General features: G+C 40.1%; 23 protein-coding genes. All 23 read left to right on the top strand.

Going from position 1 to position 18935, the window contains the following annotated elements; all coding sequences use genetic code 11:
- Positions 1–183: 183 nt before the first annotated feature.
- The 23 genes from K8P02_RS12195 (at position 184) to K8P02_RS12085 (ending at position 18808) form a co-directional block, all read left to right on the top strand.
- Positions 184–672: a hypothetical protein gene (locus tag K8P02_RS12195; protein WP_002559751.1), complete on the top strand. Its 489-nt coding sequence runs from the start codon at positions 184–186 to the stop codon at positions 670–672.
- Positions 673–768: 96 nt separating this feature from the next.
- Positions 769–1116, top strand: a complete 348-nt coding sequence (locus K8P02_RS12190; RefSeq protein ID WP_044158183.1) for a hypothetical protein — start codon at positions 769–771, stop codon at positions 1114–1116.
- A gap of 65 nt (positions 1117–1181) precedes the next feature.
- Positions 1182–2153, top strand: coding sequence for a S49 family peptidase (locus K8P02_RS12185; RefSeq protein ID WP_025867340.1), 972 nt, complete (start codon positions 1182–1184; stop codon positions 2151–2153).
- Between the two features lie 19 nt (positions 2154–2172).
- The gene (locus K8P02_RS12180) at positions 2173–4203 is read left to right on the top strand and encodes a hypothetical protein (RefSeq protein ID WP_025867341.1); all 2031 of its coding nucleotides are present in this window, start codon (positions 2173–2175) and stop codon (positions 4201–4203) included.
- Positions 4204–4285: 82 nt separating this feature from the next.
- Positions 4286–5287 (top strand): hypothetical protein, encoded by a 1002-nt coding sequence (locus K8P02_RS12175; protein WP_025867342.1) that lies wholly within the window; start codon positions 4286–4288, stop codon positions 5285–5287.
- 47 nt (positions 5288–5334) lie between these two features.
- Positions 5335–6087, top strand: a complete 753-nt coding sequence (locus K8P02_RS12170) for an alanine-zipper protein (RefSeq protein WP_025867343.1) — start codon at positions 5335–5337, stop codon at positions 6085–6087.
- 11 nt (positions 6088–6098) lie between these two features.
- On the top strand, positions 6099–6476 hold the full coding sequence (locus tag K8P02_RS12165) for a hypothetical protein (RefSeq protein ID WP_002559757.1): 378 nt from the start codon (positions 6099–6101) through the stop codon (positions 6474–6476).
- Positions 6477–6478: 2 nt separating this feature from the next.
- Positions 6479–6673 (top strand): crAss001_48 related protein, encoded by a 195-nt coding sequence (locus K8P02_RS12160; RefSeq protein ID WP_025867344.1) that lies wholly within the window; start codon positions 6479–6481, stop codon positions 6671–6673.
- A gap of 34 nt (positions 6674–6707) precedes the next feature.
- Positions 6708–8027, top strand: coding sequence for a DNA-methyltransferase (locus tag K8P02_RS12155; protein ID WP_025867345.1), 1320 nt, complete (start codon positions 6708–6710; stop codon positions 8025–8027).
- Complete coding sequence (locus K8P02_RS12150; protein WP_025867346.1) at positions 8024–8374, top strand: hypothetical protein; 351 nt, start codon at positions 8024–8026, stop codon at positions 8372–8374. Before K8P02_RS12155 ends, K8P02_RS12150 begins: the two co-directional genes overlap by 4 nt.
- Complete coding sequence (locus tag K8P02_RS12145; protein WP_025867347.1) at positions 8371–9012, top strand: hypothetical protein; 642 nt, start codon at positions 8371–8373, stop codon at positions 9010–9012. Before K8P02_RS12150 ends, K8P02_RS12145 begins: the two co-directional genes overlap by 4 nt.
- A 2-nt stretch (positions 9013–9014) precedes the next feature.
- Complete coding sequence (locus tag K8P02_RS12140; protein ID WP_025867348.1) at positions 9015–10817, top strand: hypothetical protein; 1803 nt, start codon at positions 9015–9017, stop codon at positions 10815–10817.
- 250 nt (positions 10818–11067) lie between these two features.
- Positions 11068–11379, top strand: a complete 312-nt coding sequence (locus K8P02_RS12135; RefSeq protein ID WP_025867349.1) for a hypothetical protein — start codon at positions 11068–11070, stop codon at positions 11377–11379.
- Positions 11376–12839, top strand: a complete 1464-nt coding sequence (locus K8P02_RS12130; protein WP_002559765.1) for a hypothetical protein — start codon at positions 11376–11378, stop codon at positions 12837–12839. Before K8P02_RS12135 ends, K8P02_RS12130 begins: the two co-directional genes overlap by 4 nt.
- Positions 12836–13687, top strand: a complete 852-nt coding sequence (locus tag K8P02_RS12125; protein ID WP_025867350.1) for a hypothetical protein — start codon at positions 12836–12838, stop codon at positions 13685–13687. The genes K8P02_RS12130 and K8P02_RS12125 overlap by 4 nt, the downstream gene beginning before the upstream one ends.
- Positions 13684–14655: a hypothetical protein gene (locus K8P02_RS12120; protein WP_025867351.1), complete on the top strand. Its 972-nt coding sequence runs from the start codon at positions 13684–13686 to the stop codon at positions 14653–14655. The genes K8P02_RS12125 and K8P02_RS12120 overlap by 4 nt, the downstream gene beginning before the upstream one ends.
- Positions 14652–15230, top strand: coding sequence for a hypothetical protein (locus K8P02_RS12115; protein WP_025867352.1), 579 nt, complete (start codon positions 14652–14654; stop codon positions 15228–15230). The genes K8P02_RS12120 and K8P02_RS12115 overlap by 4 nt, the downstream gene beginning before the upstream one ends.
- A 156-nt stretch (positions 15231–15386) precedes the next feature.
- Positions 15387–16328, top strand: coding sequence for an amidoligase family protein (locus tag K8P02_RS12110; RefSeq protein ID WP_223381321.1), 942 nt, complete (start codon positions 15387–15389; stop codon positions 16326–16328).
- Positions 16328–16564 (top strand): hypothetical protein, encoded by a 237-nt coding sequence (locus K8P02_RS12105; protein ID WP_025867353.1) that lies wholly within the window; start codon positions 16328–16330, stop codon positions 16562–16564. The genes K8P02_RS12110 and K8P02_RS12105 overlap by 1 nt, the downstream gene beginning before the upstream one ends.
- 76 nt (positions 16565–16640) lie before the next feature.
- Entirely contained in the window at positions 16641–16826 is a 186-nt protein-coding gene (locus K8P02_RS12100) for a hypothetical protein (protein WP_025867354.1), read from the top strand.
- Positions 16827–16881: 55 nt separating this feature from the next.
- Positions 16882–17310 carry a DUF5053 domain-containing protein gene (locus K8P02_RS12095; protein WP_223381319.1) on the top strand — a complete coding sequence of 143 codons (429 nt, stop codon included), beginning with the start codon at positions 16882–16884 and terminating at the stop codon, positions 17308–17310.
- Positions 17311–17492: 182 nt separating this feature from the next.
- Positions 17493–18041, top strand: a complete 549-nt coding sequence (locus tag K8P02_RS12090) for a KilA-N domain-containing protein (protein ID WP_223381318.1) — start codon at positions 17493–17495, stop codon at positions 18039–18041.
- Positions 18042–18256: 215 nt separating this feature from the next.
- A complete protein-coding gene (locus tag K8P02_RS12085; protein ID WP_081768132.1) occupies positions 18257–18808 on the top strand; it encodes a DUF4468 domain-containing protein in 552 nt (183 codons plus the stop codon).
- Positions 18809–18935: the final 127 nt, after the last annotated feature.

Genomic DNA, 18935 nt, shown 5'->3' with positions numbered 1-18935 from the left:
ACAAAAATGTGTTTTGTTGGACGTGTTGGACGTCCAACAACATAAACTTTAGTTGAGTAAATTTGCATAACTAAATAGAAATCAGTAACTTTAGTTTTGATTCAAACCCCATGTTGGACGGTTGGACAGTTGGAAGCAAAAACGAATAAAAACTATTTCAAAAAAATAATAAGAGAAAAAGCCATGATTACCACCAGTATTCAAATTGAGCCATACCTTGCAGAATATCTTCGCGGAAAGTTTAACAATGGTTCTGATGAACCTTTTCGTATTCCCGACAATACGGACCTGTATCACATCATATGGACATTGATGGCTAAAAGGCGTTCAGATCAGTCACCCGTCGACAATGGCAATTTGACTTTTATCCTTCCCGAACGGCGTATCGGGAAAGATCCTTTGGTTTATAATTACCTCTCTTCAAGATCAGCCAGGATCATAGAAATTGAAATACGTCGTATGTTTAACCGTGAACTTCATTCTGTAATGGACGAAAACGATCAGAACGGACACGAATTTAACAATCTGGATATAGTTCATAATTTCCTGTGTTCTTATTGTATAGAGAGTATATCTGAAGATGCACTTTTAAAGAACTTCTATCGGTGGCGTGAGAATATTCGTAAGAGGAAACGACGTCGGGAATATAAAAAGAAGTTAAAAAACGGCTGAAAAATCACCGACCAGACTATGCTTTTTGTCCCAAAATGGCGGACAAAATGTCCTATGTGTGGCGAACTTGTTGATTATAAATTAATTATGTTAATTATGAAAGAACTATCCATTATCATTTCAGTAACTCCGAAGAATAAAATGAAGAAATCATCTTATACCTTCATTGCTGATCCGTTTGATTTTAATTACACTATCGAAAAAACATCTGCTGGTAATTGCTTTAATTGTGATAAAGATATCACCATAGAATTACCCGACTCTGATATAGTACGTGAATTTTCTGTCACGCGCCAGGTGATTGTACATCTCCGTGATTCTTCCAATCGGATTATTAATCTCGGAACAACAGATATCCCGGCATCGGTAACTATAATTCCGTACCTTAATACTGCAACTCTTAATATTGTGTGTAAGATGCTCCGTTCTCCCTTTATTCCATAAAGCCACGGTTTACCGTCCTTCATAGCCTTCTGTTCATCCTCTATCTTCGCTGAAAAGATATTCAGATGAACAGAACTTATCTTCGCCAGCTTCTTCTTTCAAACAAACTTCTTATCACCGCAGAGGGTTATACCTCCGCGATGATGGAATGTTTTCCATTGATCTCGGCTGACCGTCCGTTACCGGGAGCATTTTTCTTTAATGAAAATCCTCCTACCTATCAAGAGCTTTCAAAAAAAGCCTTATCTAAACTTCTTAAGAGTATCGAAACTCATGCTGAAGCCCAAGGTATCAATATAACAGATGACTTCTCTTCTGAAGAGTTGCCTGAAGGCAGTATAGCTTATCACCGTATCTGGGGAATTGTAACCTCTTCATCTTGTTGGTATTTCTCAAGCAAACAATTTGAACAGGATCTGATAGCTGCCGAATCCAATCCGGCCATTGCTACCCATTTCTTACATATTAATACGCCGGGTGGTGAAGCCTGGTACCTTGACCGGCTATCTGAAACAATAAGTTCCCTTAAAAAGCCAATCGAAGTATTGATCGAGCGATGTTGTGCTTCTGCCGGATATTATATCGCATGTCATGGTACCAGAATCAATGCACTTACTCAGAATGATTCCATTGGTTGTATTGGCACTATGACAGATTACTGGGATTTCTCATCCTATTATGAAAGTCTTGGAGTTAAACATATTACAGCCAAATCTAACTATTCCGATCTGAAGAATAAAAAATATGAAGACCTGCGTGCCGGTAATAAGGAACAGTATATCAGTGAAGAACTGGATCCTCTTGCCGAACAGTTTATTTCCGAAGTGAAACGTTCCCGGACTAAACTGACTGAAACTGATCCCCCTGAAGATAATCCGATCTTCAGGGGAGAAACGTTCGATGCAACTCATTCTGTAACTAACGGTCTCATTGATAATATCCTCACTCTTCCTCAAGCTATTTCCGAAGCATACCGCCTCGGACAGGAATATCTCGACAATGAGGAACTCAAACAGCGTGCTCTCAGCTATGTATAATCAATAATTTCTTATCAGTATGAATGTAAAAGAAAAAATTCAAACCGTACTCCAAAAACTTAAACTCTTCGATAAAGCCAAGGCCAATACCTTGACTAATGAGGATTGGCAATCTATTGTCAACTCATACCAGCAGGAGTATAAGGTAACTCTTCAGGACGATATGGCAGCCGAACAAGCTGCACAGCAGAATCCTCTTGATCAGGACGCGTTAAACCAGGCACAAGCTATTCTTGCTGGAATTGTTTCAGGAGTTTCTACCAGTGAAGATCAGGAAAGTTCTGACACTCAGCAAGAGAACCCGAAGGCACCAGAGTCATCATCAACTCCGGCTACTCCTGAAACACTTGTTAAATTGACTCAAACCGTCAGTGACCTTGTTTCCACTATGAAAAGTCAGGCCGCTGCAGATATTCCTTTATCTGAAGCTCGTGTTTCAACAGTTAGTTTCATGGGGCCGGCAAGTACTTCTAAGTATCTTTTCGGTGTTGAAAATTCTATGTTCTCCATGGATTATCGTTGGAATAAGATTACCGCTAATCCTCGCGCGGCATCCAGTCTCGATGATGCTGACGAAGAAACAGATGGAGTCACTTTCCGAAAACAGGCTGTTGCCTATTCACGTTCTTTACAGAAACGTTACAACTATCTGCATGCCAATAGCATGCTTGACCCCAAACGTCTTGCTGCCGGTGAGTTTGTTACAAACTATGAAGAGGTCAATACTGCAGGTGTAGGAAATCAGCATGTAGTTCTTCGTCAGGATTATCTGATAGCCCGTGTATTGTCTAAACGCGATCTTACACAGTACTTCCCCGTAAGATATGGTATTCAAGATCATGACCTTGTTTTCAACGCCTTCTTCTCTGAGGTTTCCCAGGCTTATCAGGTAGGTGAGATCTGGAAAGGTGATATGAAACTCGAGAATGAGATGGGGCATGTAGACGATGCAATGATCAAGATAAAGTTTGGACCCATGAAAGAGCTCGAACGCATGTATATCGCCTATCTTAATAAAGAAGGATCCGATCCTATTAAGTGGTCTATGATTGAGTTTTGTATTCTCAATTCGCTTGAGACTGCTCAAGTAGAACAAAACAAACGTCGTATGCGCGGTATTTATGTGAAACCGAAATCTGGTGTTCCGGGAAGCTATTTAAACGCCGGTACCGGAATTCTGTACACCTTACTCCGCTATGTCCACGAGAATAAGTTGTTGTTGCATGATAATGAATCTTATCGTTCTTATACTTCAGCTGATATGCTTGAGTCCGTTCAGGAGTTTTGTTCCGATGTTGTTGCGTCTTGTACAGAAGATATGGATCTGGACAAACATGTTCTTTATCTGAATAAACTTCATCAACCTTGGTGGATCAAAAATATTCGTGATACGTATCGAAGAGATACTGACTTTACAGGTCCCGATAGTTATCTCAATACGGTTCCTGACACCTCCATCCGTATCATTTGGCTGCCATATCTGGGGCAACTGCCTTTCATGATGATGGACGTTCCTGGAAACCTTCAGTTTATTGAATATATTCCGGGTGAGATGTTTGCCATTAAAGCAAAGGAAGACATGGAACTTGTGAAAGCATGGTCCACTTGGAAAGAAGGTACGGCAGCTGCCTTCCTTGGCCGTCGTTTTGATTCCTTTGAGAAAATGCAGGCAAACAATTATGAATGGCAGCAGATTTTTATGAATAAATTTTCTGTTGACTTGGCAGCTGATGCTACCACAGTCGATGCAAAGGCTGGCTTTTGGCAAATTACTGTCGAGAATACCAAAGAGACTGCCATAACCGATATCACCGGTGCAAAAAAAGGTGTCGCTTATGTTATTGAGTGTGGCAATACAACCAATGCCACCACAATCGCGAAATCTGAAAAGTTCAAAAATATCACTGAGGCATATACTCCAACCAAAGTTGGCGATTATATAATGGTGATTCTCGATGACGAAGGAAACTTCCTCGAACTTGAACGTCAGGTAGGAGGCAATCGTAAGGTCAACGCAGCACTCCAACCGAACATTCCCGGCGTGCGATAGTCCATTTTTCATGTGTGTTTTAATAAGTTAGTTGTTTGTGGGCGGGTTTTATGGCCCGCCCTTCTTTTTAAATGAAAATTTTATGAAAGCAAGAAAAATTTCCAATCCTTATAAAAAGGGTAACGAGTACGCTCGTAAAATGTCTGTCAGGTTCTTCCTCTCATTGATGATGCTCCTGGCTATCGTCTTTGTTGTTGGCATGTTTATGGACCCGGACTCATTTTTATGTATCTCCGGTTTTGGTGGTACATCATTGGCAACTATGATGATCATCGGTGATGTGGGTGATGTTTCGGATCGCCAGACGCACGGTTCTAATATTGCATATAAAGTGTATCTGATTGAACTTTCCCAGATTAACCCTGATGTGAAGTTTCCCAAAAAGAATGCCAATCGCGAAGTTGGTACCATTCCGATGAAAGCCGGTGAGTATATGAAGTACTTCGAAGCCCATGATATACCTACATATACAGCTACTGGAGAGAAAGGGGATATTACCACATCCGGAGAAAACAACTTTGTAATCATTATGGGGGGGATGCGAGATCAGCTGCTCAACTTTATCGAAGAACACGCTGGGGGTAAATTTATAGTCTTGTTCAAAGAAGTAGGAGAGGAGCAGTGGTACATTATCGGTGAGTACGACCGGCCAATGATCCTGCAATCGTTTGAAGCAAAGAATGATAAAGATGGGCGTTATGTCACCTTTACCTTCAAGCGTACCTCTATTGATCAATATTGTAAATATACCGGTGCCATCGTTCGTACTCCGGCAGCAAAACATACGGCTTCAGCCACTACACTTGCCATCAAGCCAGAAAGCAACCGATATGAAATCCCGGATGGCACTGCTGCCACCTATGCCATTTCTGCTGTATCTGGAATCACCGCAAATGACAAAGGTCGTTATATAACTCTTGAAGGTACCGGTACTGACAAAGCCGCTACAATTGCTGATGGAGCATCATTCGTTCTTGAAGATGGAGCTACATGGACCGCCCGTGCAGGATCCGCGATTACATTCCGGATTATGGATACTACTACTCTCGTCGAGGTTCCTGGAACCCGTATTCAGACAGCATAGTTTATTTATTCATAGAGCAGAGAAATCTGCTCTTAATACTTACTAAAATGTACTCATTCAAAGAAAAGCAAAAACATTTTTCTGAACTTCAGAATCCGGATGCAGCTTCTTTAGACTTAAAACTCTTAACTCAGAAGACTCCCTCACATCCTCTTCTGAGAAAGTTTTCGAGAAGTCCGCAACGTTATGCTAACGAGATCTTGTACCAATTACTCGATGTTGCAGAGCGGGATGAGATTCGTAATAATCGCCGTCCACCTGTTTCCAAATCCAATGTAGTTAATGGCTCTCAGTCCTCCAAAAAGGAGACTGAAATACTTCTCATTGAGAAGTCTGAAAAGGTTGAAAATGTAACTTTTGAATCTTCTGATGCAGATCAGCAAGATAAGATATCTGATGTAACCGATCAAATAGTAGAAGCCGAAGAACATGTAGAGGAAGCCGAAGAACATGCAGTAGTAGCCGAAGAACGTGCAGAGGAAGCTGAAGAACGTGCAGAAGAAGCAGAACTTCGTGTAGAGGAAGCTGAAGAACGTGCAGAAGAAGCAGAACTTCGTGTAGAGGAAGCTGAAGAGCGTGCAGAAGAAGCCGAACTTCGTGCAGAGGAAGCCGAAGAGCGTGCGGATAATGCTGAAGCAGCGCTTGAACAAGAGAAAAAAAAAGTAGCCACTACTTCAAAACCGGTTTCAAATCCGAAAGTAAAGTCCAAAAGTGGGAAGAGTACCCGAAAATCGACTGGGACAACCTCTCCGACCCGCAAGTCCAGACAGCCACGATCATCTACAACGACCGGATCGTAACCTGGAAACAAATGAAGCAGCTCGACGAACAGCTGGATAAGAAACCGACTACACAAGCGGTCATTGATATGGCCGAACTACGTATTCGTAATCTTCTGGCGTTTGAAGAGCTGCAGTCGTTCAACGATACTGGGAAGTTCCGTTACAAGCATCCGTTCATAGCCCACCAGTCGGAGAGAGCACAACTGGAGGATCTGTTACGGAAAGATCCGCAAGAGTTTCTGCGGCGTCATAAAAATGTACTCGACAACATCCGCAGATACGAATCCTACCTGAAACGGGCCGACCGTGACAGTCGGCGCACTCAGGACAAAGAAAACCTTCGTCGTCATCGTGAGCGCGAAGCACTATTCAAAGCCATTCTCGAATCAACAACAAATAAAAATTAATCATGGAATCATTTGTACAGCGAATTATTGATGAAAAGGAAGAGCTTGATGAACGTATTGGCAAGCTAAAGATTTTTATTGCGTCAGACAGATTTAAAACTCTTAATACTGAAATGAGAGCATTAATGGAAGAGCAATACTTCACGATGGATCACTATTCTCAGATTCTAAGTAAGAGACTTCTGTTACTTGGATAATAACATTTATCGAATAAACAAATAAAAATTGATCATGGAAAAGCTAATAGAAGTATTTAATTTGGGTGGTTTGCCTACCGCCCCGCTGGATTCATTCTTAGAGCTTCAGGAAGACTTCAAAAAGTCGGATCCTGATAAGTTATCGAAACTACAGATGCTCATCATCACTCGTGGTTTCAAGTATGCATTTAAGGCTTGGAAGGACCCGGACGGAAAACTCTGGATCATCGATGCCCATCAACGTCGAAAGGCACTACTTGCACTACGAAAATCCGGCTTTACCATCCCGGAGATTCCGTATGAACCAATATTTGCTTCGGACAAGAAAGAGGCTGTCGAGGAGATTGCAGCCTACAACTCTGAGTTTGCAACTAAGAACCCGGATACCTTACTCTTCAAAAAATACAATATCGATACCGATACTCTTTCCCGGTTCAATCTTGGTTATGAAGTGAAAGCAATAGATTTCGGTCAAGTAACAACTCCGCTATTCGGATCAGAACACGAATCGACCGATATCCAAGAAGATGCCATTGATTTTTCAATTCCGGCTGAAGACGATACAAAGTCTGTATTTGTTCAGCCGGGTGATATTTGGTTACTTGGTGAACATCGTTTAATGTGCGGTGATTGTCGTTTAAAATCAGATGTCATAACACTGATGGATGGTCATTATGCAGACTTAATTGTAACTGATCCACCTTACAATGTCGCTTATGAAGGTGGTACAGAAGATGAACTCACCATTCAAAACGATTCCATGGAGAACGATTTGTTTATAACCTTTTTGAAGCAGGTGTTTACTGTTATGTATTCTATCTTAAAGCCAGGTGGATCCTATTATGTTTTCCATGCTGATATTGAAGGTGAGAATTTTCGTGCCTCTCTTAGGAAAGCAGGATTCAAAATAGCACAATGTTGTATTTGGGTAAAGAACAGTATGGTCATGGGACGCCAAGATTATCAATGGCAACACGAACCATGTTTATATGGATGGAAACCAGGAGCTGGTCACTTTTGGAATTCAGATCGAAAACAGACTACTGTTTGGAACTTCGATAAACCGCAACGTAATGCTATCCATCCGACAATGAAACCTATTGCTCTGATAGCTTATCCTATTTGTAATTCCAGTACATCTGGACAAATTGTAGCAGACTTCTTTTCCGGATCAGGTTCCACTCTAATGGCTTGTCAACAAACCGACCGTATCTGTCGCGCAATGGAGATAGATCCTCGTTACGTTTCAGGCACAGTTCATAGGTATCGTGCAATGTTCCCGGAACAGCCAGTTCGTTTAATTCGTGGTGGTGAACTTCTCACTGTTGAAGATACTTTTAAAATTATTTCATGAAACAAAATCTGACACCCACTTCTGATGTAGATAAAGCCATTCTGATTGGTGACGAATATGTCTCTCAAGTGCGTACGTTTGGCGCACTTGGATACTCTGCAGATCGCATCTGCAATCTCTTGGGTTTGCGTGGAAATGAAAAAATAGCTCTTAGTATCCGGATCACTCTGCCTGGTGATGTCTATAACGATGCTTACAACAATGGGCGTGTTTTGGGGGAGTACAATATTGATGCAGAGTTGGCGAAACGCGCTGAATCTGGAGAGATTGATGCTATTACTGCTTTAGAAACCCGCAAAAATGAACGTATAGAACTTGAACTTCGAAAGAATTTATTCGGCGTATGACACAACTTGATATACTTGATAAGATACATCCAGATATGATATCAGCTTTCCTGGTTTCAGGGAAAAGCGATGGCATACCGGCTGATGTGCAACTCTTCCTCAAGCAGCTGCAATGGGCTGCTGAAATATACGAATACGAACGGAACATTACCCGTGCTGCTAAATTACTAAAGCAGCGCATTAATGCCTTACAGCATCTTAATCTTGATGAACGTACCTGTAAAGCACGTATATATGCTGCCATCAACTACTTTTCGATTGATAATAATGTGTCTATCAAAGTTTGGGAGTCCAATTATGCAGATAAATATGAAGATCTTGCGAAGCTATGTTCCGTTCGCGGTGATTACAAAACACAGAAACAGTGCTATGATGCTGCCGCCGAATGTCGCCGACGGGCATCGGAAATTGCTGAAGCTGATCGTGATCTTGGTGTTGTTTTCTTGATTTCTCCGGATATCACTCCGGAGGAACTCGGGTACTCTAAGAAGTCGTTGAAAGAGATAGCGTCCAAGCATAACGCAGGTTTCTATTTGAACTTGATTGATAAGCTTCCCATCGAGAAAGAAGAGAAAAAACGCCTCTTACGTGATGCTGACATTCAAGAGGCTGAGTTTGAAGAAGTAAACGAAGAATAGTCATGTCAATAGAACTCTATTCCCAATCTCAAACGAAGCTTTCTGCAGGCTGTGATACCTTCGATGCCACTGCCTATTTTGAAAGTTACTACATGAACTCCATGCAGATTCAGGTGAATGTTCTGGATCCTAACAATATCTTTGTTGAAGGTGCTCGTGCTGTTGGTAAGACTGAAGGTGTTATGGGACCGCGTATTATCCGGGTAGCAAATGATATGCCTGGAGAACTTTCTTTCCTGGTACACAAAACTTATATTGCCCTAATGACCAATGTATGGCCTAATATCCAAGCGTACTTTTCCCGCCCTGTCACCGTTGCTGGTCGTGTTCGTCCGATGTTAGAATATGGCATAGACTATGTGGTGGGAGAGGCTAAGATACCATCTCACTTTCGCCGCCCACGTTACCCTATTGCCTATCCTAAACACAGTATTTTGTTTCGTGATGGCCATCACTTGCAGATGGTAAGCTCTGACCAACCAGAGTCTGTCGCCGGTCGTTCAGGTGTGCATGCTTTCATTGAAGAGATGAAACACAATAAAGGTGAGAAGTTAAAGACGCGACTATTTCCGTCACTTCGTGGATCTTCTGCCGAGATCCGTATGTCGCAATATTATCAGGGGGTAACAGGTGTGTCCGATACAGCTCGTGTAGATCTTGGCGAAGATGACTGGTTCGAAGAGTATGAAAACAATATTGACCAGGCACTTCTTGAGGAAATTGCTACAGTTTCTCTGCATGTTAATGCAGCTATGTACAAGCGTTACAAGCTGTTTGCCCAACAGAAACAAACAACGAATCCGGTTATACTCGAAGCTATCCGTCTCGAACTTCAGAAAGTAGAGCGAACTCTTGACTTATGGAAACCTCGTCTTGCTGATATGCGTCGCAATGCTACATTGTATGTGCGTGCCAGTTCGTTTTGTAACAAGGAAGTGTTAGGCCCTAAATTCTTTAAAACTCAGCTTGAAACTCTTGATATAGACGAGTTTCTTACTTCTATCTGTGCTATTCGACACAAAGAAGTTGTAAATAAATTCTTCGCTAATTATAAAAAAGAGTTTCACCAATTTTCCGACAGTTATATTTATGAGTCTATCCTGAAGCTCGACCTCCGGGAACACTTTATTCTAACAGCCCGTTATTTGAAGCATTATAATAAGCGTGATGAACTACTTGTTGGTTATGATCCCGGACACTTCTCCAGTCTGGTTGTTGGCCAGGAGAAAGACTATGGTTCAGAACTCAGGATACTGAAGGAGTTCTTCTGTTACTATCCGGATGAACAGCCTGAGCTTGCCCGTCAGTTCTACGAGTTCTTTGGTCAGGATGCTGTCAATAAACATATCATTCTATATCCGGACCGTGCCGGCAACAAGAAGAAAGAGGACTTGGAAAAGATAACTACCGACTCCCGTATTCTCAAGCGAGAGTTGGAGTCTTACGGCTTTACTGTTGAGCTGATGAACGAAGGCCAGGCGACAGTTTACCACTGGCAACAGTTCAAGCTCTTGCTTCTTATCTTTGGCAATCGCAGTAACGCATTACCCCGCGTTCTTATCGACGAAAACGAGTGCAAAAATTTATGTAGTGCTATTATGTTATCTCCCCTTAAAAAAACGGATGGTCGTATTGAATTGGACAAAAATTCAGAAGTGAAAGTACCGCTTAAACTTCAAGCCGGGCTTACAACACAGATACCAAGTGCACTTATTTACTTACTTTTTGGACGTTACGGTGACCGTGTTCAAAGTGAATTATCATCAATCCCGATAGATTTACCGGATAATTTCTCTATAAATTAATTATTAATTCTATGAAAAGTTTGTCTTTATCCATAATAATAGCCCTGTTTGACATTGAGAAATATGCTAATCTATTGAAACCTAATCTAATTACGTTTCAAAAGTTTATTTCTTTTTTTTCGTCAGACTCCTATCTCCACGCCCCGCTGATAATTCGATGTGAGGTGCATCCCTCTTCTTTTTACAGGAAATATGAGGGAGTGCCTCTTCCGGTCCTTTTGGAGGTGTTCTCAAACAAGTATTTTCGAGCATGGAAACTACAATGACAGGACCGCATGCACTGCAATGGGCAAAAGAGATATCGAAGCTTCCTGATGGATGTTTTACTATTGCATTCTTTCCTTATTCAAGGCAAAAGGGAGAGGCTTCTGATAAGCTAACCATCCGGGAGGGGTGTAAGTTCCGGACTCAGTTGCCACATGAAAGGTTTAGTATCGATGGTGAGAACTTGTTCCTCTTCAGTGATGCTGGTGGAGAACCAAAGATGTGCTACAGGATCCTGATTCGATACATGGGTTTTCCACAGGATAATTTTAAACTTCATAAAATCGATTGGTTATGAGTGACGTGAAGATGCTGGGTGACTATGGTTGCTACATCGATGAAAGTAATGTGATATCGTTCCAGGTTGGGGATAATCCTCGTATAGGAATGGAAGATCCTGGTTTTTCAGTGGAAGACTACAATTCGTTCCCTGATTTACAATGGCAGACGATTAACGGTTATCAAGTGTGTAGTCGTGGACACAATAACATGAAGTGTGAAGAGGTAGCTGCAGATCTTAAAAAGAACCGGTTGTTACCTCGCTTAATTACTAAGCAGATGAATATGCTGTATGGAAAGGGACCAGCAGTGTATAAAACAGTGTTTGCTGATGGTAAATTTAAGCGCGAATGGGTTGAGTGTCCGGAAATCATGAATTGGCTGGATTGTTGGAAAGATCGTGGACTTGAAAGTGACTATAAAGAAGTCGCAAAAGCTCTTATTAAAGACTTCTATTATTTTCGTGACTACTTTGTGAAGTGGAGATTTTCGGTCGGTAGAAACTTTGGAGCACTGCCTGTTGCTGGTATTGAGACGATGGAGAACAGGCATTGTAGACTGGCCACAACAAAGAAAGATGCCGCTACTGATTTGGTATACTATCGTGACTTTCGTTTTATAGCTGTTGGGCGTTGGAATTATGGGATATCCAATTTTAAGATTTATCCGAAATTTAATTTGGCTGATGTAGATAACTATAAGTATGCAGCTATTTCGCATCACCGGGAAAAATCAGTAGATGAGTTTTATGGTGTTAATGAGACACACGAAGGTACCAAAGAATATATTAGAGGGTCTAATGCAACTGCACGATATATTAACTCCTTTTTGCGTAATAGCTTGGCCGCAAAGATACATATCATTATTCCTAATGCATGGATCAATGCAAAACGCACTCAAATTCAGAAGCTTTGTGATGAGAATAAAAAACGGAATAAAGATGGAGTGAAATTGTATGTGTTTAATGGAATCGATATAGGTACTGAATTTAAAGAGTCTACACTGATTAAATATATTCAATCTGAACTTCGTAAGATATCTCAATACCTTTCTGGAGCTGACAACCAAGGTAAAGCGTATGCAACGATTAGTTTTAAAAGTGGTGGTACTGAAGAAGAACGTTGGAAGATTGAAACAGTGGATTTGAAATACAAAGAGTATATTGAATCGCTTATTACTTATGATAAGCGTGCTGATGAAGTGTTATTATCGAGTGTTGGTCTCGACTCTTCTATTTCCAGTGTTGGGAAGGATGGTGTGATATCCAAGTCCGGATCGGATGCATATTATAATTATCTGATTTATTTGATGTCTCTCACTCCGGACGAAGAAATCTGTTGTGAACCTTTTAATTGGGCTATTCAAATAAACTTTCCTTTATTATATAAAAAAGGATATAGAATTGGTTTCTACCGGGAAATTCCAAGTCGCCAGGAAGAAGTTAAACCGAACGAACGATTAAATCAGCAAGAGTCATGATTATATTAGAAGAGTTATTTAAAAATTTGACAGAATTTCGCCAATATGCACCTTATTCTGAAACAAATATTGAATTTAAGGACCTCAATAGCTCAGCATCGTCTGCTCGAAAGCAGATATGTATTATTATTTCTAAAAAGGTTTATGATATAATCGTTAAGAGGGAAGGAGAGATACATGATGCTTTACTGACTGCAATGGCCAACTTAACGTTGGCAAAACAGTTAGTTTTTGACGTTGTCAAGCAGCGCAAATCCGACATTGACATATACAAGTATGAAATGGAAGCTATGCGCCGATCTTATATTGAGAACTATTTTAGCGGAATGGATACTTTGATTCAGTTACTTGATCAAGAAAAATTAGAAGATTGGAGTGGATCCCGCTATTGTAAACTGCTTTCTTCTCTTCAGATACAGACTGCAGAGGACTTTGATTTTCTTTATTCAATTGATCTTTCCTATCTCTTTTTCTTCCGGATTATTCCACTTCAGAAAGAAGTACTTGACGAAGTCATGACCGGCTACTTCGAGCGTGTAGGTGATAATCAAGAGATAAAAGGTTTGCTGTTACATGCACTTGCAAAGGCTACAGTTGCTCTTGCATTGCGTCGATTGGATATTCTTGAGTTCCCGGCAACAATACGTAATCTTTTTGATGATTCTAAAACTAACCGATCCGGAAAAGATGAACAGGAACGTATGCTTACGCTTGCCAGTCAGTTAACCGACGAAGTACAATCTTTATTGAGAAGTGTCGATCTCATTTTATCTAACAATGATTCAGGGATAGTGGATACAGAAACTTCTTTTAATTCTCCGGACGATATAATCGTAATGCTGCCATGAAAGATACTATTGAATTTACGCTCCATGGGGACACCTACTTCATCCCTAATTCATGGGATCTCCTTACTCCGTTTTTATTTTCCAGTCTTGTACAAGATTTTAATCGGATGGTCAAAGGTGAACTTTCTCCGGCCATGGTGAGAGTAAACTATGTATGTAATGTCATGGGCTGGAAACCAAAGAAGATCAAAGACGAAGACTCTTTTCAGAATCTGGCTTTTCTTGCAGAGCAAGTAACATTCCCATTCGTTATCTTATATCCGGATAATGATTTGGACCTAAAAGATATGGATCCTGAAACCAGAAAGCTTTGCAAAAAAACTCCTCCTGAGCGACTAACCAGTCTCCCCATCGCACGATATCTCTCACGTTTGGACTATCAATTTACCTTGGATAGTTGCTTTTGCAAACAACTTGTACCGGAGGTGATTGTGAATGACGAAATTTATCCTGCATATTCCATTGATACAAGTTTTAATGTTTTGACCTGTTCATTAACTGCGTTGCAATATATAGAGGCTCGTGCTTTAATGGGAAAGTCTGTAGATATGCTTCCACTTCTGGCTGCTATCTTATATTACCCAGGTACGTATTCTTCCGCAGGTGCTCATCGGTTAGCTTCAGAGTTTGCCAGCTTGACAGAATATGAACTTCAGGCAATAGCTTTCAATTTTCAGGCTTTTAATAATTATCTGTTTTCTCAAACAGAGTTTCGGTTACTCACAGCATCGAAAGAAGGTAAGAATAGTACTATTAGTACCGGTGCTCTTGAATCTCTTTATAACTTGAGCAATGATGGACTTGGGGATATTACAGTCATCGAGCAGATGAATGTTATCAAGTACCTGACTATTCTCCGAAAGAAGATTATTGAAACTGTCCGTAGCATGAGTTCTATGAAAATGGAGAAAGTTGATATTGAGAAAGAAACAGGATTGCCTATTCACATCATTAACCAGATATTATGATACTTGATTTATTCTCTTATTTCGCAAAGTTCCCCTCTAAATCGGGGGTACTTTCCATCTTTAATAATGGTAGTAGTACTTATGCTCAGTATTCTGAACTGCACAATGTAATAACGAATCTTCCAGAACCTTTAGTTCCTGCGATTCAATCATACGTTTTTGGGCAATCATTTGAATCTGTCAAAGCACGTATCGATAACTTAACAGGTACTTATCTTTTTATCGATTACGGTGAGTTTTCTTCCAAGAGCGATTACCGGAATTCTATCGAAGATTCTCAAAAGTTGGCGGCTACTGTTGCAATGAAGCTATCGGATACTTCGGATCTTGTTGAAGAAGCCATTGCTTCGGATGTCTGTTTAGAGCTTCTTACTACTTTACGTACGTATTTTCTTTACGATGCGGAAAGTGGGAATATACCTTGGCTTAATCGCTCAACTATAAAGAATCATGATATTATTCCTTTTGTAGCGAAAGAATTGAAGTCAATTGGATGGACTATGATTTTCGAGGCAAATGCTTCTGATCTGTTTAATGTCAAAAGACGAGCTATGGTTTCTGATATTAAACAGTAATCGTAAATTTGTCAAAAAGAAAATAACGGACCTTTTTTATCTCCTTTTAGCTCAAGCTAAACAAAGCTAACTTGTTGATAATAAGTGAGTAATTGCTACGCTGTTCGCACTTATAGTGTTATCTTAGCTGTATAATAATAAAGGAGATAAAACATTATGAACGAGCAAATTAATAACATTCTTAACCAGCAAATAACGAAGACAGGTAAAATCCAGCAACTTCTTCTTTTAGGACTAACTCGCCGCCAGGTCGCTGACCTTGTAACAAACGGAAATTACGGTTTCGTACAGAACGTATATAAGCGCATGCTTGAAACCGGAGCCTTTCAGCCCACTACCAATAATATCAATACCTTTTCCGAAATAGACTACACTTTCAACCGCCGTTTTGGTGTTGAAATAGAAGCCTACAATTGCACTCGCGAACGCCTTGCTCAAGAACTTAGGGAAGCCGGGATAAACGTAGCTGTTGAAGGATATAACCACGATACCCGTAACCACTGGAAACTGGTAACCGACAGCAGCCTTTCCGGTTCAAATACTTTTGAACTTGTTAGCCCGATTCTCGAAGGCGAAGCTGGTCTTAAAGAGCTTGAAAAGGTATGTTGGGTACTTGATTATTGCGACGTAAAAGTAAACGACTCCTGCGGCCTTCATATCCATATGGATGCCGCCAATTTCACTCTCAATACCTGGAAGAACCTCATACTTACTTATCGGAGAGCAGAACGTGTGATTGACGCTTTTATGCCGGCATCGCGCCGGAACAACCCTTACTGTAGAGGAATACAATCCATAACAGAAAGCAGAATTCAAGAAGCCGCAAGCCTTAACGATTTGCGCATGGCTTTTGGGGGCGACCGCTACCATAAACTTAACCTTGAATCTTACTCCCGCCATCGTACGGTTGAGTTCCGCCAACATTCAGGAACAACGAATTTTACGAAAATGGAAAATTGGATACGCTTTATTGCCAATATGATTACCTTTGCGCAACAGACCAATATTACTACCGGAACAGCCTTGGCAAACTTGCCATTCCTGACTGCCGATCAAAAAACATATTTCAAACTTAGAACAAAAAAACTTAGCAGATAATGAATAAGACCTACACATTGCAGGATGGCGGTATAATTACCGCCACCTCCGCCACCGATTTTGTAACTAAACTCCGTCAGAGCAGTCATTTCGATTCAGAATGTACCGACCAGGAATATATGTATCGTTTTGCTGATCGTTTCCACGACCAAACCGGTATTGTTATCCGTGCCGATTCTCCGGAACATTTCTTCTCTGATTTGTTAAAGGCGAAATTTGTTTCAGAAAAAGAATAAAATAAATCCCTAAAAACTTGCATAATAACCAAAAGGTTATTATATTTGCATTGTCATTAAGAATCGCGATCTTTGTATGACTGAAGAAGAAGAGCTAAAGGCTCGGATTGAAGCTGCGGAGAAAGACCTTAGCTTCTTTTCCCTCTATTCCGATCAAGTTCTTGCAGAAGGATTTGCAACGAAAGAGGAGCTTGAAGATAGTATCAATGAAACCTTAGATGACTTAATTGATGCAAAGAACAAGCTGAATGAAAAAAAGTAGCCCTTCCCCCTTCGGGGGGGCTACTTCATTTCACTCACTGTAAAATATATAACTTATGGATGTACAAAAGGAATTAGAAAAATGGAAGGCTGAATTTCTTGCTGCAAAAACGCCAGAAGAGCAAACCGACCACAGGAAACGTTTTAATGCATTTCTCCAGTCTCTTTCTCCGGAAGATAAAAAAGCTTTTGCTATTGCTTTTGAAAAAGGTGCGAGAAAATCTATAGGTCAAGCCGAAGAAGTAATCAAGGTTGTTGAAATAAGAAAGAAGCTTGATCGGGTTTTAGATTTTGCTTCGATGTCATATATTGCAAAAAATTACTTCGGAAAAACCCGTCATTGGCTTTATCAGCGTATCAATGGTAATCTGGTAAACGGTAAGCCTGTTGATTTCACTCCGGAGGAACTCGATACACTATCTGTTGCTCTATCCGAGTTGGGCGACATTATGAAAGATACTTCTCGGTCTATCGCGAGACCGTAAGTCTTAATGACAACTTGAGAAGGGTTCTGGAAACAGGACCCTTTTTTTTATGCTGTTGTTTGCGAATGTAGACATTTTAATGTTAAATATTAGTTAATTGTGTGGTGTAATTATTTGATAGTCAAATTGTTATGCTATATTTGTGGCGGTTTTTCAAATAATTAATTAAAACAATTAGCATTATGGAAACAAAAATCTGTATTTTTAAGGAGAATCCGATCACTTTTGTATTGGATAAGAACAATGGTATGATGGTTAATGCAACAGAAATGGCGAAGCCATTTGGCCGGAAAGTAGAAGCGTTTATGAGAAATGAAGGTACAATTTCATTTGTTAATGAAGCTTTAAAAAGCGAGAATTCTCGCTTTTTAAAGCTTTTTTCACAGTCTGATTTATATTACTCAAGTCAGAATACAGGAACCTGGATGCATCGTGTTCTGGCATTAAAGTTTGCAGCTTGGTTAAATCCGGCTTTTGAGATCTGGGTATATTCCACTATTGAACGAATCCTTTTCGGAAAGCATGCACAACGTGAAGAATCTTTAGAACGTTCCTTGAAGTTTCAAAATGAATCAAAGCAGTTGAAAGATAAAGCTGATAAAACAGGAGAGGATTTTACGCGCTACTTAGAACTGGAACGTCAGTTGAAATATGAGAAGTCATTTCGTAAATCACTAACTGCAGCAGCTGTTACTGAAATGCGTAGTCTCTTCGAAGAAGATGAAGAGTAATTAAAAGAAAACAGCCGTGAGAGTACAGACTCACGGCTGGATATTAGTTTCCATAAATTCAATATCTATTTCTATTTATAGAGATAGTACTAAAAGTCTTATCCAGTAAAAGGGTAAGACTTTTTATATATGTTCTTTTTAAGTACAAATATTGTACTATAATTGGTTTATAACTATCTTTGGAACATCGATTATTTATAATTAAAATTGGATCAATGAAAAAAGTATTATTGTCTTTGTTATTAATGTTAGTCACTTTGACTGTCTTTTCACAAGAAGAATTGAAATTTTCTAAAGTAATTCAATCCGAATCCGAAGCGGATAAAACTACACTTTATTCTACACTACGCAGTTTTATTTCTACTTATTTCCATGATTCCAAGCAAGTCATTCAAATGGATGATAAAGATGCAGGTATCATTATTTGCAAAGCAACTTCAATATTTAATTCTCCAAGTCTAATGCTTTCAGCTTACGAAGGATGGATTGACTACAACCTGAAGTTACAAGCTCGTGATGGACGCGTTCGCATAGAAGTATTTCACTTCTTTCACCACAACAAGCCTGGTAATCAAGCTAAAGCACAACTGGGTATTCTCACCACCGCTGAAGAATATGCTAATAGTGGTATTCAAAAGAAATACCATAACAAAGTATGGCTGCTGCTTAAAGAACAGGCAGAAGATATTAGTAACAAAGTGTTTGCTGGAATAGAAAAGGCAATGAAAGAAGGCGCTACAATTAATTCTCAGGAAGAGGAGTGGTAAATATGAAGTGACCAAAGCTGAAAAATTATTTTTTATGAAAAAAATAATTTGCTTTTTTGCTATTTCAAATATTATCACCATCTTTGTAGAGCTAAACAGTACAAGGACTGATTCCTTGAAGGAGCAT

Origin of the sequence: Bacteroides nordii, from assembly GCF_019930665.1 — a bacterium.
GTDB classification, from domain to species: domain Bacteria; phylum Bacteroidota; class Bacteroidia; order Bacteroidales; family Bacteroidaceae; genus Bacteroides; species Bacteroides nordii.
The sequence above is the reverse complement of the archived record's forward strand: the minus strand, read 5'-3'. Positions and strand labels throughout refer to the sequence as shown.

Coding starts and splice junctions, on each gene's coding strand:
- K8P02_RS12160 (WP_025867344.1), top strand. CDS start 6,479: ATGGAATCATTTGTACAGCGAATTATTGATGAAAAGGAAGAGCTTGAT.
- K8P02_RS12180 (WP_025867341.1), top strand. CDS start 2,173: ATGAATGTAAAAGAAAAAATTCAAACCGTACTCCAAAAACTTAAACTC.
- K8P02_RS12105 (WP_025867353.1), top strand. CDS start 16,328: ATGAATAAGACCTACACATTGCAGGATGGCGGTATAATTACCGCCACC.
- K8P02_RS12195 (WP_002559751.1), top strand. CDS start 184: ATGATTACCACCAGTATTCAAATTGAGCCATACCTTGCAGAATATCTT.
- K8P02_RS12155 (WP_025867345.1), top strand. CDS start 6,708: ATGGAAAAGCTAATAGAAGTATTTAATTTGGGTGGTTTGCCTACCGCC.
- K8P02_RS12170 (WP_025867343.1), top strand. CDS start 5,335: ATGTACTCATTCAAAGAAAAGCAAAAACATTTTTCTGAACTTCAGAAT.
- K8P02_RS12120 (WP_025867351.1), top strand. CDS start 13,684: ATGAAAGATACTATTGAATTTACGCTCCATGGGGACACCTACTTCATC.
- K8P02_RS12110 (WP_223381321.1), top strand. CDS start 15,387: ATGAACGAGCAAATTAATAACATTCTTAACCAGCAAATAACGAAGACA.
- K8P02_RS12100 (WP_025867354.1), top strand. CDS start 16,641: ATGACTGAAGAAGAAGAGCTAAAGGCTCGGATTGAAGCTGCGGAGAAA.
- K8P02_RS12085 (WP_081768132.1), top strand. CDS start 18,257: ATGAAAAAAGTATTATTGTCTTTGTTATTAATGTTAGTCACTTTGACT.
- K8P02_RS12090 (WP_223381318.1), top strand. CDS start 17,493: ATGGAAACAAAAATCTGTATTTTTAAGGAGAATCCGATCACTTTTGTA.
- K8P02_RS12150 (WP_025867346.1), top strand. CDS start 8,024: ATGAAACAAAATCTGACACCCACTTCTGATGTAGATAAAGCCATTCTG.
- K8P02_RS12145 (WP_025867347.1), top strand. CDS start 8,371: ATGACACAACTTGATATACTTGATAAGATACATCCAGATATGATATCA.
- K8P02_RS12095 (WP_223381319.1), top strand. CDS start 16,882: ATGGATGTACAAAAGGAATTAGAAAAATGGAAGGCTGAATTTCTTGCT.
- K8P02_RS12115 (WP_025867352.1), top strand. CDS start 14,652: ATGATACTTGATTTATTCTCTTATTTCGCAAAGTTCCCCTCTAAATCG.
- K8P02_RS12130 (WP_002559765.1), top strand. CDS start 11,376: ATGAGTGACGTGAAGATGCTGGGTGACTATGGTTGCTACATCGATGAA.
- K8P02_RS12185 (WP_025867340.1), top strand. CDS start 1,182: ATGAACAGAACTTATCTTCGCCAGCTTCTTCTTTCAAACAAACTTCTT.
- K8P02_RS12190 (WP_044158183.1), top strand. CDS start 769: ATGAAAGAACTATCCATTATCATTTCAGTAACTCCGAAGAATAAAATG.
- K8P02_RS12140 (WP_025867348.1), top strand. CDS start 9,015: ATGTCAATAGAACTCTATTCCCAATCTCAAACGAAGCTTTCTGCAGGC.
- K8P02_RS12135 (WP_025867349.1), top strand. CDS start 11,068: ATGGAAACTACAATGACAGGACCGCATGCACTGCAATGGGCAAAAGAG.
- K8P02_RS12165 (WP_002559757.1), top strand. CDS start 6,099: ATGAAGCAGCTCGACGAACAGCTGGATAAGAAACCGACTACACAAGCG.
- K8P02_RS12175 (WP_025867342.1), top strand. CDS start 4,286: ATGAAAGCAAGAAAAATTTCCAATCCTTATAAAAAGGGTAACGAGTAC.
- K8P02_RS12125 (WP_025867350.1), top strand. CDS start 12,836: ATGATTATATTAGAAGAGTTATTTAAAAATTTGACAGAATTTCGCCAA.